Genomic DNA, 13,829 nt, shown 5'->3' on the forward strand with positions numbered 1-13,829 from the left:
ATTTCTGAACGTCGGGAAATCGCGATCGCCACATCGCGACGATCCGCGATGCTTGTCGCGCAACGAATTTCGAAATCGCCGCGCCCGACGGTGAGGACCGGTTGTCGCATTGGACGTTTTGTCCAATCCCGGCTCCGCCCGGCTTTGCGATAGTCAGAGCGAACAATCCGTCATAAGCGAGAAAGCCGGACGATGGACATCATCGGCGCATATCCAACATTCTACGTGCCCTATATCGGCTCTGCATGGGTGATGGGGATCATCGGGGTCATTCACGTCCTCGCCTCTCACACGTCGGTGGGAGCGGCCTTTCTATTCGCGATTCTGGAGACCAAGGCCTATCGGGACGCCCAGCCGCAATTGCTGGACTTCATCAGGCGCTTCGGCGTTTTCCTGCTGGTTTTCTCCTATGTGATCGGCTCGATCACCGGCCCTGGCATCTGGTATGCGATCACGGTGGCGAGCCCGCGCGGCGTCAGCGGCCTCATTCACAATTTCGTCTGGGTCTGGGCGACCGAATGGATCTATTTCACGGTCGAGGTGATCGGCGTCTATGCGCTCGTCTATCTGATCGGCAAGATCGACCCGCTCACACATCTGAAATTGACATGGTCTTTCGCGCTCGCCTCCTGGGCGACGATGCTGCTGATCGTCGGCATATTGTCATTCATGATGTGGCCGGGAAACGCGGCCTGGTACGAGACCGGGTCGACAAACGACGCCTTCTACAATCTCAATTTCTTCGCCCACCTCGGAATCCGCACCGGCTCGATGCTGGTCATGGCCGTCGTCGTCGGATTCATCGTGGCGTCGGGGATGAAGGACACAAATCTCAAAGTGTCGGTCATGCGCCTGCTGGCGCCGATCGGCGTCGTCGGCGGCTTCTTCGCCGTGATGATGTTCCTCTATTATCTACAGACGCTGCCCGGCAATGCGCTGATCATGCTGCGCTCGCATCTTCTGCCGCGCTACGCCGACGGCATGATCGCGGTCTTCGTCGTCACGACGCTCTATCTGCTGATCGGCTGGGCGAGACCGCAGCTGGTGAAGCCGCCGCTCGCCATCGCGCTGTTCCTGCTGCTGGCGACGATAGGCGTCTGGCCGGAAGAGCGTATGCGCGAAAGCATGCGCAAGCCCTATGTCGTCGGCCAATATATCTACGGCAATCAAGTGATCTCGCGCGATGCGCCCGGCAAGGGAGTCGTCGGCGAGGTCGATGCGATCGCCGAGAAGGGCCTGCTCGCGCTTCACCCCTTCATTCCCGATCGCCTGCGCACCGTGACCGCCGACAATCGACTAGAGGTCGGCGAGCTGCTCACGAAGATCGCCTGCTCGAATTGTCATTCCCTCGAGCCGGGCGCGCCCTTGCGCAGCCTGCCCGATAAATTCCACGGCTCGGGAGACACGGATCTGATCGCAGCCTTTCTGAACGGTCCACTGAAGCACGGCGCGATCCCCTATATGCCCCGCATCGATCTGCCGCCCGATGAAACAGACGCGATCGCGAGCTATCTCACGGCCGTCGGCGGCGCACGGCGCGCCGAGCCGACGATCGCGGCGACGCCGTCCGGCTCCACGGAGAATTGAACGATGACTATCGGCTCCATGATGAACGCCATGCGCGATCCCGCCGGCGTGCCGGGCGCGCCTGGATTGTTCGAGGCGCTCTTCGTCGGCACTTGGGTCTTGCACATCGCCTTCGTGCTGCTGACCCTCGGCGCCTGCGCGCTCGCCGTCGCCGGCTTTCTGCTTCGCGAAAGCGGTCCGCATTGGGCGCGGCTTTCGGCGGCGATGACGGGCGTCGCCAAGATCGGCGTCTCCTTGCTGATCGTGCTCGGCGTCGCGCCTCTTCTGTTCACGCAAGTGATCTATGACCCGCAATGGTATGCGTCGAATGTCCTGTCAGCGAGCTGGGCGATCGGCTTTATCGCGACTCTGATCGTCGGCTATTGCTCATGGTTCGCCTTCTACGCGAAGAACGAGGCTTCGGCGAAACGTGTCGTGGTCGCCTATGGCGTCGTTGCTCTGGCGATTTTTCTGCTCGACGGATTGATCATGCATGCGCTGACCTATCAGGCCCTGCTTCCCGAGCGCTGGATGGAGTGGTATGCGCCCGGCGGCGTCGTCGACACGAGCGGCGCGCGGTTGCACGCCGTTCAATGGCCGCGCTATCTCTTCATCGTCAGCCTGTCGGCGCCGGCGGTCGGCGTGTTTCTTCTCGCCTATGCCGACTATTTCGCGCCGCGCTCCGACATCGATCCTTCCTATCTCGCCTTCGCGCGCGCGGTCGGGCGAAAAACCGCAGTCTTCGCCTCGCCCCTGTCACTGGCGCTTTTTCTCTGGTGGATGACCGATCTTCCGCCGGGCGGCCAGCTCGTCATGCATCCGCTCGCCTTTCTGCTCGCCCTGTCGGTTCCCGCCCTCGCCTGGCTGGTCTGGACCAAAAGCGCGCCGGGACGCGGCTATCTGTTTCTCTGGGCAGGCGTGGCCATGCTCATCCTATTGTCCATTTGGCGCGAACTCATTCGCGTCTCCACAATGTCGACATTCGGCTATTCGATCGACGACTACAAAGTGAATGTCGATTGGCCCTCGGCGATCCTGTTCGCGACCACTCTTCTGGGCGTCGGCGGACTCGTCGGCGGCTTCTATCTCACCTTGTGCTACCAGGCCGGCCGCGTCAGGGACGTCTATTTTCCCGGAGCCAACGTCGCTCGGCTCAGTTCCGCTGCGGTCACTGTCTTGATCGTCTGGATCGCGACCTTCTTCACCTATGGCGCCGCCGTCTGGGTCAAGAACGTCTTCCTCCCCTGATTGTCTGGAGCATGATGATGACGCACGAAATTTGCGTGGCGCCCCTATCGAACGTCCGCGTCCCGCGCGCGCCGCTTCCCTTGCGACGACAGAAGTTGCGATCGACCGCGCTGATCGCCTCGATGGCGCTGGCGATCCTCGCTTTCTTCTCCATCCAACCGGCCCTTGCGCAAATGCCGGATGTCGCTGCGGGACGGAAGCGGGCCGAAGTCTGCATGGCCTGCCATGGCGAGAACGGCCGCGCCGTCGTGCCGGGCGTCCCGCATCTCGCCGGACAGGATCGCGACTATTTGGCGCAGGCGCTGAGGGACTACAGGCTCGCGCAAGAGCGGCATAATCCGACCATGACGGAAATGGCGAAGCCGCTCAGCGATGCGGACATCGACAATATCGCTGGATTCTTTCACGGCCTGCGGGCGGAAAAATGACCTCTTCGATCAGGGTTGCGGCGCTGAGCCGGCGGGGCGTTCGATGGCCTCGGACAAAGGACTGGATAGCGCCGATTTCGATCGACGACTCGACGAACACGAAGAATCTCCTGCTCCTCGTCGCTCTGCGCTGGGTGGCGATCTGCGGTCAGATCGCGTCGATCGCCGTCACCCATCTCTGGCTCGACATCCCTCTTCCGATTTTCGAAATGGGAGAGGTGATCGTCGTTCTCTTGTTTCTCAATCTCGTCACGCTCTATAGATGCTCGAACGACGCGCCGATCGCCGACACGGAGCTCTTCGTCCAATTGCTGCTCGATGTCGCGACGCTGACGATTCAGCTCTACCTCAGTGGCGGCGCGACAAATCCATTCATTTCGCTGTTCCTGCTGCAGGTCATCCTCAGCGCTGTTCTTTTGCAGCCTCCGTTCACGTGGACGATCGTCGTCCTCACCGGCGGCTGCTTCATCTGGCTCACAACGCATTATCGGCAGATCGGCCTGGCCCACGCGCATGAGCACATGCGTGGCTCGTCGAAATTCTTCGACCTCCATATCCACGGCATGTTCGTCTGCTTCGCTCTGGCCGCCGTGCTCCTCGTATTTCTCGTGACCCGCATCAATCGCAATCTCCGCGACCAGGACGCGCGCCTGTCGCAAATGCGGCAACATGCCGTGGAGCAGGAACATATCGTGCGCATGGGGCTGCTCGCCTCCGGCGCGGCGCATGAGCTGAGCACGCCGCTCGCGACGCTGACGGTGATCCTGCAAGACTGGGAGCGAATGCCTCTGCTGGCGAACAACCCCGAGATCGGCGACGAGCTGCACGAGATGAAGACCGCGCTCGCCCGTTGCAAGGAGATCATGTCACATGTCCTGCTGAACGCGGGCGAAATTCGTGCGGAGCGCATGGAGCGGACGACGATCGTGAAATTTCTCGACGACGTGGCGCGCGAATGGCGAAGCCTTCGAACCCCTGCGCATTTCGCCTATTGCAAGCGCATCGACGTCGATAGCGCCATCGCTCCAGACGTCATCCTCAAACAAATGCTGTTCAATATACTGGACAATGCATTGGAAGCCTCTCCGAACTGGGTCGGGCTACAGGCGACGCGAGAAGGCGATGTCCTGGTGCTGACGGTGCGGGACAAAGGACCGGGCTTTCCTCCCGACATTCTCGACCGCTTCGGGAAACCCTATCGATCGACCAAGAATCGGCCCGAGAGCGGCCTCGGGCTCTTTCTCGTCGTCAATGTCCTGCGCAAGCTCGGGGGCTCGATCGAGCCACGAAACTGCGCCAGCGGCGGCGCGATCGTCGAGTTGATGCTACCTATCGGCGCTATGTCGGTCGAGGAGCGCGATGCGTCCTGATCCCCTTCTCGTGATCGTCGAGGACGATGCGTCCTTCGCGCGGGCGTTGCGGAAGTCCTTCGAGCGGCGAGGATATTGCGTCAGCGTTTGTGACGGCGCGGAAGCGCTCGACACGGCGCTCACGACCATCAGCCCGTCCAATGCAGTCGTCGATCTCAAGCTCGCCGGTGGATCGGGACTGGAATGCGTGAAAATTCTGCATCGGCGCGACCCTTCGATGAAGATCGTCGTGCTGACCGGCTTCGCGAGCATCTCGACAGCTGTGGAAGCGATCAAGCTCGGCGCCTGTCATTATCTCGCAAAGCCATCGAGCGTCGACGACATAGAAACGGCTTTCACCCGCCGCGAAGGTGACAGCAGCGTCGCATTGTCACAGCGTCAGAGCTCGATCAAAACCCTGGAATGGGAGCGGATCCACGAAACGCTCGCCGAAGTGAACTTCAACATTTCGGAAGCGGCGCGGCGGCTCGGCATGCATCGGCGAACCCTCGCTCGGAAGCTCGCCAAGCAGCGAATCGGCTGATCGGCTGGCCGGTGCAGTCGATCTTCGCTGCGATCGAGGCGATCGCCGCCCATTGTGAGGCGTGATCGCCATGGTGCTCCTGCGCCATCCGAACCGCCCGTTCCCGAACCTCAGCTGAAAATCTGCTCGATGGCTTTTTCTTCGTATCATGGCTCCATCCAATCAAGAGTTGGAGCCTCCGGCAATCCCGGGGCGGTTCAGACCGCGGGCCCGATTCGCGGCCTGACCCTTCGGCGCGGAATCGACGCCAGACCACAGGATGCGCCGACCTTCGCAGTCGTCTCAGTCGCCGATCCAACGGCGTAGCAGGCGCCGTCGGTCGCCGGCAAGCTCTCCGCGACCATGCAACATACGCCTGTTGTCGATGATCAACACGCTTCCCGGCCGTAACGCGATGGCGACGCCGTGTTCCCCGGGAAAGTCGCCGAGCGCCGCGAGCACACGGCTGGCAGCCGGCGAAAGCGACTCCTCGACAATCAGCCAGGGCGCATAATTGATGCGCCAACCGCCATGTCGATCGCCTGAAAGAAGGGGCAGACTCCCGGCTTCATGCGCGCCCTCGATCGCCGGAAACCGCACCGCGACGCGATTTAAGGCGTTGATTTCCGCCGGCGTCGCGCCGTCGAAAATAGGCTTCGTGTCCTTGAGAAGCATTTCGCCGCCAATATCCTGCTGCACGAGGCATAGCCAAACGACGTAGCGGGCGAAGGGCGAGTCGGTATGATAGGCGAGAGGCGCCTCCCGTTTGAAATAACTCGTCGCTCCCGCCTCGACTCGAATTTCGCATTCGTGGATGATCGGCCCGAGCTTGTTGCAGATGTCGTCGTAATCCGCCGCGTCCACGCGATCGGGCGCGAAGAAATAACCGTGGTCGCGGATCTTTTCCCGGATCGCGTCGAGGGACGCCAGCGAAGCGGCCGCCGGAATCATCGCCGATGCTCCGCGGCGAGCGCCTTTGGAGTCGCGCCGAGGGCGCCGACGGGGAGACAGCAAATGCGCGCCAGAACATTTTCGAGGACGCGCGACGGGTCCTCGTCCTCGCTCGGCGAGCGCCAGGCGATATACCCGTCCGGCCGCGCCAATAATGCGCCGTCCGCGCCGAGCCCGACCTTATCGAGAAATGTTGCGGACGGGTCGTCGACATCGACGTCCAGGCGGAAACAGTCGAGCGGCGCGCCTCCCTCCCCCAAGCGTCGCGCGGCATCAATCCACGCGCCGCCTCGTGGACCCGCGAACAGCACGAAGTCACGCCCGATGAGATCATGTGTGGAGACGCTAAGGCCATTTCGGCGCAGCTCGACATGCGGCAGGCGGGTACCGGGCGAGCCCGACGGCTGCAGCGGGTGTTCCGTCGCCGCGCCGTCGTCGGTCGCATCGGAGACGATGGCGGCGGAGCGATAGCGATAGCCGAGCGCGGCGCTCAGATAGTCCGCTTCATGCGCGCGCACTCTGATCTCGTCCCGATCGGGTTGCAGGCGTTCCACATAATTGGCGAGCTGGCGGGACAGGGCGATATGGGCGACGGGAAGGCGCTCCGCTTGATAGGTGTCGAGAAGCGCCGGCCCTGCGTCGCCCTTCAGCACATAGGCGAGCTTCCAGGCGATATCGGCGGCGTCCTGAAGCGCGGTCTGACCGCCGAGCCCGCCGACGGGTGGCATGAGGTGGGCGGCGTCTCCGGCGAGAAAGACGCGGCCCTGCGCCATGCGCGACGCGATCAGCGCCGATTTTCGCCAGAACAGAATATCGATCACTTTCACGTCGACGTCTCCAGCGCCGAGAGCGGCCCTGACGAGCGCCGCGCAGCGCGCCGCATCGAATTCGTCGGGCGACTCCGCCGCGGGATCGAAAGCGATGTTGAGCTGCCCACGATTGGGATCATCGCAGCTGACGAAGACTCCCGTGAACGCCGCATTGCGCAGATAGCAAAGCACGAAACCGGCGCCGGGAAGAATCGTCGCCAGATCGGCTTCGAAAAGAATGGACACGGAGTGCGAGATGACGCCGGGACCCCGCATCTCGATCCCGAGTTGCTCCCGCGTCGCGCCATTCGCGCCGTCCGCCGCGATCATATAGTCGGCGCGCACCTCGATGTCGTCCTCGGCGGCCACGTCGTGGAGACGCGCGGTGACGCCGTCCCGATCCTGAACGAATTGCGTGAGCATCGTCGAAAACCGCACGTCGGCGCCGAGCGCTCTCGCATGCTCGAGAAAAATGGGCTCGACCCGATCCTGCCCCGCCGTGCAGACCTGCGCCGGCGAAACATTGGGGCCGTCGAAATCGCTTTTGGCGATGAGCGTCCGGATTTTTGGTCCGGTGACCGTCGCCGCGATATAAGCGAGAACGTCGTTCGCCGCCGCGCGGGACACGCCGAAGAGATCTTTTTCCAGGCCCGGAACGACGCGTAGCAGTTCCATGCTGCGCCGATTGACGCCATGCGCCTTGGGATGGCGGGAGGCGGCCTCGTGGCGCTCCGCCACGAGGCAGGAGATTCCGCGCCACGCCAAGAGCATTGCCGCCGTCAGCCCCGCGTAGCCGCCTCCGCGAATGAGAACTTGCGTGCGAATGCGTTCGACGCTCATTGCGTTTTCCTTTTCATCGTCGCGCAGTCAGCCGGCGCGACGTTGCGCGCCGCGGCCGGCTGCCTCAACATTGCAAAGCGGGTTGGGGCGTCGGCTCGCGTGGGTCCGAGAGGCGTCTCCAAAGAACGGCCGCGCAAATCGCTTCCGGCGCGATCAAGGCGAGATAGGCGACCGCCGGCTCGTCGAGATGCAATCCGAGCGCGGTCAAAGGCAAGGCGACGAAACAGGCGACAAGGCCGTCGACCGTCGCGGCGTCGGCGAAGCGGCCGTCGGCATGCAAGGCCCCGCGCATGACGTTCGTCGCAAATCTGATGGGAAGCGACAAAGCGAGCGCGGCGACGAATGTCGACCACCAGCGTCCCTCCTGCTGGTATATGGCCTGTCCGATCCAACCGCTGCTCGACAGCAGGATTGTCCCCGCGGCGACGGCGACGGGAATTCCCTGTCGCCACAAATGAACGATTTGCGACGCAATTTCCGCTCGCGGCCATTCCGAAAGACGCAAGGCGAGAAATCTAGTGAGCGCGGTGAAGGGCGTGAAAAGGAGCAGGACGAGAATTTGCCCGGCGGCGTAAGCGTCTGCGCGCGCCGTTTCGAAACGCCCGATCCACGGCGCGGCAAAAAGCGCGAGCGATGTCAGGACGAGAAGTTGAGGCGACAAAACTCTCGCCGCTTCCCATAGCGATTGCGCGAGAAACGACCGCGCGAAGGCCCAGGAGGGAAGCCGCGGAGCCGCGTCATGATCCCGCCGCGCCGCCGCGAACGTCACAGTCGCTCCGGCCGTCGCGGCGACGAAGCCCGCGATGAAACATCCCTCGAAGCCGAAACCGAGCGGATAGACGAGCGTATAGGCGGCCGCCGCCTTGAGGACGATCTCGAAGGATTTCCAGCAAAGGGCGACGCGCCCGCGCTCGGTCGCGAACAGGATGAACAGGCCGACGCCGGAGAGAACGCGGAATGGGATCGCGGCCAAATGCCAGCCGAGCGCGGATCGAGCGAGACGGACGGCCTCCGTCGTTCCACCGATCAGGGTCAGCCCCGACGGATAGGTCAAGCAGCCGATCGCACCGGCGCCCCCGCCGACAACGAGCGCCACAACCCATAATTGCGCGACGATTCTCGACCTCCCGCAAGTGTCACGCTCCTTGGCGACGATGACGGAGGCGACGCCCCCCACCGCCGCGACGAGAACGGCGTCGAGGAGGGCGACGCGCGCGAGCAGGGCATATGCCGCCGGCGCGCCGGCGCCTAATCTCGCGATCATCGCCAAGTCGATCTGAAACGAAACCGGCGCGATGGACAGGGTCGCGAGCAAGGGACAAAATCCTCGCCAGAATCCTCTTCCGTTCATAGCGGGAGGCTCCGCCATCCTGGGAACTCCGCAATCTCCGAGCCGGGAATGGTGAAAAAGCCGAAAAACGCATCTCCGACGGCGATTGGCTGGTCCAGTTCCACCAATTCGACCTGACGGCCCGCGCTCAGGCTGCTGCATTTCCATCCAACGACAAAAGTCGGCGTGGCCGCGCAGCCGATAGCGAGGCCACGCGCCGCGCCGCGGTCTCTGATCGCCCAACGCGCGGCCGAGGCGCCCATGAGCGAAATCAATAGTTCGTCGCTGAGGCGGTCGCGGAAAACCGATTGCCGCAGCCATCGATACAGCCAGAGATAGTAAGACCAGGTGAAGCGAACGCCCTGCTCGCGCGCCCACTCCATGAAAGGCGCGAAAATCGTCATGCCGTCGGGACCAGACAACTCCAGCAGTTCCGGACAGATATCGAAAGTCGAGTGCCAATAGGCGCGCAGACTGACGTCGATCCGGCCATAGGCGCGAGAATTGGGTGGATAGTCCAATATCCGCGAAGGAGATGTCAGAACGTCGAACAACTCACGATCAGTTCGCGCAAGCGATGGCTCGTTCATCCTGCCGCTCCTCGGTCCCGCTGGTGAAAATTTCGCGCAAGCGCCGCAAATCGGCGATGATCGAGTCGTATTCGATATTGCCGTCGCGCTCGTAAGTGATCGTCGCGTCCGGCTTGTCGAAAATATGTCGGCGTCCGCGAAGGAAGGCGAGCGTATCTTCCGCCAACTCTTCCGCATGCGAGTCGTGAACAATATGCGGCGGGTTGACCGCGCGGCTGTAGCCGGCGACGTGAAAGTGATTTGTGGACGCGATCACCTTGTCCCAGGCTTCGAGAGGCGCGCCGCAATTGAGATTGGCGCAGACCGAGTTCGATGCGTCGAAAAGCGCGCCTGCTCCCGTGTCCTGCATCAGCCGCTCGAAAAAGCGCGGCGCTTCCCATCCGCCTTCCATGATCGATGGATAATTCTCGATGAAAATGCGTTGGCCGAGCATTTCCTGCCAAAGATCGACCCGCACGCGCACGCGATCATAATCCCGCGCGTAATCCAGCTCTCCCAAATGAAAGAGATTCACTCCGTGATGAGTGAAGCTCGCGCCATGGTCGGAGACATAAAGCGGCTTCATGTCGCGAATGAACGGACGAAGGCGTGTTGCGAAATCCTGGAGCGCGTCGAGATCCTCGTCGATGAACTCCGAAAACATGATATGAAACCCTGTCGGGCAATCAAACGCTCGCGCCAGCTCCGCCGGCGGGACGCAAAGAAAATTATCGATCAGCAATTCACAATAATCAATATGTCCTTCGGCGATCATGCGCCGAACCATTTCTGTCGTCTCCGTGAGTGTGAAATTGAATCCGATCCGCATCGCATTCACCTGTGCCAGCGCATGAACAATGGAATGTATCGTGCGCCGCCCGAAGGGCGGACGGCGCACGACAGCTGCGATGCTTAGCCCCAGCAGGCGGTGCCGCAGTCGGCGCCGGTGCGGCCGTTGACGACGAGAGTGGTGCGCTTCACGATGTTGATAGCCATGATAGTCTCCTTGGACGATCAGTCGATGTCGCCGCATCTGTCATTGGAGCGGCGGGTCGGTCGCCTGCGCGAGCCTTCCGAGAAACTGAGACGGTTCTGCATGGGAAAACCCGACACGGAATTCGAATTGTTTGCTTCTGGCGCGCGCCTCGATGCTGTCGTCGTCGACTTGCGTCCGAGCCGACCGAGTAAAAATTCGCGCGCCTTGACCAGATTGCGTTCGACGGTTCTCGTGGCGACGTCGCAGCGCGTCGCGACTTCCGATTGAATTCGTCGATGTGGTAAAGTAGGAAAATTCTTCGACAGATCGGCGGAAGCTCGGCAAGACATGCGAGCAACAAGCGCAGCTCGTTTGCGCTTTCGAGCGTGGCGTCCGCATCCGACGCATGGGCGTCCGACGCGAGAAAGAAATCGATTGCTGCGTCGTAGCCGGAATGGATCCGGACCTTCTGCTGGTCGCTACGACAGGATTCGGCCAGTCGAAAGACTACGAGCGTTTCGCCGAGGCGGGCATCGATTACATCTCGTGAAGCCTATCGATCTCGATTCTCTCAGGCTCATACGGAATCACCGCTCCGCTGGTGAGCGGTTTTATCGCAAATTTTTGTTTATGAATGCGACGAGCGTGCGAGAATGACATGGCTTACGCGGCGATGGCATAGAACCAGCTGTGCTGGACGAAATTTGTCCCTGGCATCGCACACGTCCGCCAGCTCCACTGCGACCGATCATAGCCCCAACCGACCCGCGACAAAAAAATCGCGACAGAGTCCGCGCGCGGGCATGGTTCCAAGAGGCGGCCGCCGCGACCCGCGGCGGCCGGAGGATCAATATTCGACGCGCAGCGAGCCGATGACGGAGCGCGGCGCGCCGGGCGAGCCGGCGAAGCGGCCGGGGAATTGCGACGTGCCGTAGTAATAGGTGGAATTGGTGAGATTGTCGGCGTTGATCTGCGCCGTCACGAAGCTCCCCCCGAGCTGGAAGCGATAGGAGGCCATCGCCTTCAGATTCGTATAGGCGGGCGCGAGATAGGTGTTGGCGGGATCGACGAAGGCGTTGCCGACGCGCGATACGCCGATTGCTCCGCTCAAGCCGCGCAAATAACCGTCCGCCTCATATTTCACCCAGACATTGCCCATGTTGTCAGGTACGGCGGGCAGACGCTTGCCGGCGATGGGCGCCTGCGTCGTCACATCGAAGGGGTCCGTCGCCGAAGGCGTCGAGCCCTTCGTCACATGCGTCGACATATGTGAGAAATTGGCGATGACGCTCCAATTGTCGTCGATGCGTCCGCTCACATCGAGCTCGACGCCTTCGCTGCGCGCATCGAGCAGATCGAACACATAATTGCGCAGCGCCGTCGGAGCGCTCGGCGTCGCCTGCGCGATATTATGCTTGTCGATGACGTAATAGGCCGCCGTGGCGATGAGGCGCTTATCGAAGAGCTCCGCCTTCACGCCGCCTTCCCACTGGATCGCGCGCTGTGGGCCGAGCGGCGTGTTGTTGCGCGTCACGCCATTGTTGACGCCGAAGGACTCCGTGTAATTGCCATAGAAAGCGAGCCAGGGCAGCGCTTGGACCGAGAGGCCGACGCGCGGGCTGAAGGCGTGATCGGCGACGCGCACGGCGAGATAATTGGCGCGCATCAGCGCATTGTTCAGCACAGCGGAGGTCGAGGATTGGCCCGAGCTCACGGCACTGGCGAAATCATAGCGGCCGCCGAGCAGAAGATGGACGCGATCGTCGAAGAAGGAGATCATGTCCTGCGCATAGAGACCCTGCCACTCCTGCGCGCGGATGAAGGCCGTGCCATTGGCTGGCGTGATGAAGCGCGAGATTCCGAGGCCGCTATAGGGCGCGATGCTCGCATTGTAATAATTGGGCGCATAGATGTTGAGCGATTGCGCCTGGTTCGACTGATAAATGTCGCCGACCTGCGAATAGCTCATATGATCCGTGCCGATGAGCACGGAATGATGCAGGAATCCCGTGTCGAACCTGCCTTTCACATCGAGATTGCCGGTGATGGTGCGATAGCTGACCGGACCCCAATTGAGCGAGACATTGGATTGTCCGACCGGCCCTGAGGTCGGGCACCAGGCCGCAGGCGTGTTGTTGAGCTGGCCCGGCTGATTGACGCAGACGAGGAAGAAGCTCGTCTGAATGGCGCGACTGTTGGAATAGAGAAAGCGATTGGTGACGCTCCAATCTTGGTCGAGATCATAGGTCCAATCGAAGGCGACCTGCCGACGCATGTCGTGGCTGGGATTGTCGACGGTGATGCTGGGATCGCCGAGATAGCGGCTGATCGGAATCGGCGCGGCGTTGTAGCCGATGGCGGGAATATTCGGGTTGTTGTCGACGCCCTTCACATCGGTATATTCGGCGTCGACATTGAGCTTGAAATGCTCGCTCGGATGATAGGTGACGGTCGCCGAGCCGAACCAGCGATCATCGGTCACATAATCGATGAAAGACGGATTGTGATTGAATTCCGCCGTCACGCGATAGAGCCAGACTTTGTCCGGCGTGATCGGCCCAGTGGCGTCGATCGTCGTGCGCGCGCCGCCGAAGGAGCTTCCCTGCTGCTGGACGGAATAATAGGGCGTCTCCAGCGGGCGCTTGATGATCGTGTCGACGAGGCCGCCGGGCTCGACGCGGCCGTAGAGCATGGCGACAGGACCTTTCACCACCTCGATCGATTGCACATTGGCGGTGCTCGGGCATTTTTGCGCGGGAAGCAGCAGGCCGTTGCGATAAGATTGCGAGAGCTGGAGATTGCCGGTCGGAAAGCCGCGGATGATGAGATTCTGGAACAATGTGCAGCCGGTCGGCATCAACGATGTGCTGCTCACCGCGCCGACGACGGCGTCATTGATGGAGATGGCCTGTTTGTCGTCCATCGTCTGGCGCGTCACCACTTGTACGGCGATCGGCGTGTCGAGGATCGGCGCATCGAGCTTCGCCGAGGAGGCGCTCGTGGCGGCGTAGCCGGTGACGCGGTCGCCCGATCGCGCGCTGCGCGGATCATCGGCGCCGTCCGGGCGGCGCGTGGCTGCGCCGATGTCGATCGTCGGCAGCAGCTCCTGCGCCTGGGTGTGAGCGAGAAAAGCGAGGGATAGCGCCGTGCTGGCGAGGGCGCGGCGCGCCGCGCGTGAAACAATAAGCATTGCGATGGTCTCCGGCCGCGTCTTGGAGAGACGCGCTTGAAGCGGACAGA

General features: G+C 62.0%; 13 protein-coding genes. 6 read left to right on the forward strand and 7 right to left on the reverse strand.

Annotated elements, in window-relative coordinates:
- Positions 1 to 192 precede the first annotated feature (192 nt).
- The 5 genes from GYH34_RS20775 (at position 193) to GYH34_RS20795 (ending at position 5,135) form a co-directional block, all read left to right on the forward strand.
- Entirely contained in the window at positions 193 to 1,587 is a 1,395-nt protein-coding gene (locus GYH34_RS20775) for a cytochrome c (protein WP_244635453.1), read from the forward strand.
- Between the two features lie 3 nt (positions 1,588 to 1,590).
- Entirely contained in the window at positions 1,591 to 2,814 is a 1,224-nt protein-coding gene (locus GYH34_RS20780; RefSeq protein ID WP_161915471.1) for a hypothetical protein, read from the forward strand.
- Positions 2,815 to 2,909: 95 nt separating this feature from the next.
- Positions 2,910 to 3,242: a c-type cytochrome gene (locus GYH34_RS20785; RefSeq protein ID WP_244635454.1), complete on the forward strand. Its 333-nt coding sequence runs from the start codon at positions 2,910 to 2,912 to the stop codon at positions 3,240 to 3,242.
- Positions 3,239 to 4,612: an ATP-binding protein gene (locus GYH34_RS20790; protein WP_161915472.1), complete on the forward strand. Its 1,374-nt coding sequence runs from the start codon at positions 3,239 to 3,241 to the stop codon at positions 4,610 to 4,612. The genes GYH34_RS20785 and GYH34_RS20790 overlap by 4 nt, the downstream gene beginning before the upstream one ends.
- Positions 4,602 to 5,135, forward strand: a complete 534-nt coding sequence (locus GYH34_RS20795; protein ID WP_161915473.1) for a response regulator transcription factor — start codon at positions 4,602 to 4,604, stop codon at positions 5,133 to 5,135. Before GYH34_RS20790 ends, GYH34_RS20795 begins: the two co-directional genes overlap by 11 nt.
- A gap of 282 nt (positions 5,136 to 5,417) precedes the next feature.
- Here the strand turns inward: GYH34_RS20795 and GYH34_RS20800 are convergent, their stop codons facing one another.
- From GYH34_RS20800 to mbnA, 6 genes are all read right to left on the reverse strand, one after another.
- Complete coding sequence (locus GYH34_RS20800; protein ID WP_161915474.1) at positions 5,418 to 6,065, reverse strand: TauD/TfdA family dioxygenase; 648 nt, start codon at positions 6,063 to 6,065, stop codon at positions 5,418 to 5,420.
- Positions 6,062 to 7,714 carry a methanobactin biosynthesis FAD monooxygenase MbnF gene (gene mbnF / locus GYH34_RS20805; protein ID WP_161915475.1) on the reverse strand — a complete coding sequence of 551 codons (1,653 nt, stop codon included), beginning with the start codon at positions 7,712 to 7,714 and terminating at the stop codon, positions 6,062 to 6,064. Before mbnF ends, GYH34_RS20800 begins: the two co-directional genes overlap by 4 nt.
- 64 nt (positions 7,715 to 7,778) lie before the next feature.
- On the reverse strand, positions 7,779 to 9,029 hold the full coding sequence (gene mbnM, locus GYH34_RS20810) for a multi antimicrobial extrusion protein MatE (RefSeq protein ID WP_161915476.1): 1,251 nt from the start codon (positions 9,027 to 9,029) through the stop codon (positions 7,779 to 7,781).
- A gap of 32 nt (positions 9,030 to 9,061) precedes the next feature.
- Positions 9,062 to 9,634 (reverse strand): methanobactin biosynthesis protein MbnC, encoded by a 573-nt coding sequence (gene mbnC, locus GYH34_RS20815; protein ID WP_161915477.1) that lies wholly within the window; start codon positions 9,632 to 9,634, stop codon positions 9,062 to 9,064.
- Positions 9,606 to 10,442 carry a methanobactin biosynthesis protein MbnB gene (mbnB, locus tag GYH34_RS20820; RefSeq protein WP_161915478.1) on the reverse strand — a complete coding sequence of 279 codons (837 nt, stop codon included), beginning with the start codon at positions 10,440 to 10,442 and terminating at the stop codon, positions 9,606 to 9,608. Before mbnB ends, mbnC begins: the two co-directional genes overlap by 29 nt.
- Positions 10,443 to 10,525: 83 nt before the next feature.
- Positions 10,526 to 10,609, reverse strand: a complete 84-nt coding sequence (gene mbnA / locus GYH34_RS22270) for a methanobactin (protein WP_161915583.1) — start codon at positions 10,607 to 10,609, stop codon at positions 10,526 to 10,528.
- Between the two features lie 25 nt (positions 10,610 to 10,634).
- Between mbnA and GYH34_RS20830 the strand changes: the two genes are divergently transcribed.
- The gene (locus GYH34_RS20830; RefSeq protein ID WP_161915479.1) at positions 10,635 to 10,877 is read left to right on the forward strand and encodes a hypothetical protein; all 243 of its coding nucleotides are present in this window, start codon (positions 10,635 to 10,637) and stop codon (positions 10,875 to 10,877) included.
- Positions 10,878 to 11,436: 559 nt separating this feature from the next.
- On the opposite strand, the gene GYH34_RS20835 is transcribed toward GYH34_RS20830, so the two are convergent.
- Entirely contained in the window at positions 11,437 to 13,779 is a 2,343-nt protein-coding gene (locus tag GYH34_RS20835) for a TonB-dependent siderophore receptor (RefSeq protein WP_161915480.1), read from the reverse strand.
- Positions 13,780 to 13,829: the final 50 nt, after the last annotated feature.

The sequence above is a fragment of the Methylosinus sp. C49 genome (assembly GCF_009936375.1).
GTDB lineage: Bacteria > Pseudomonadota > Alphaproteobacteria > Rhizobiales > Beijerinckiaceae > Methylosinus.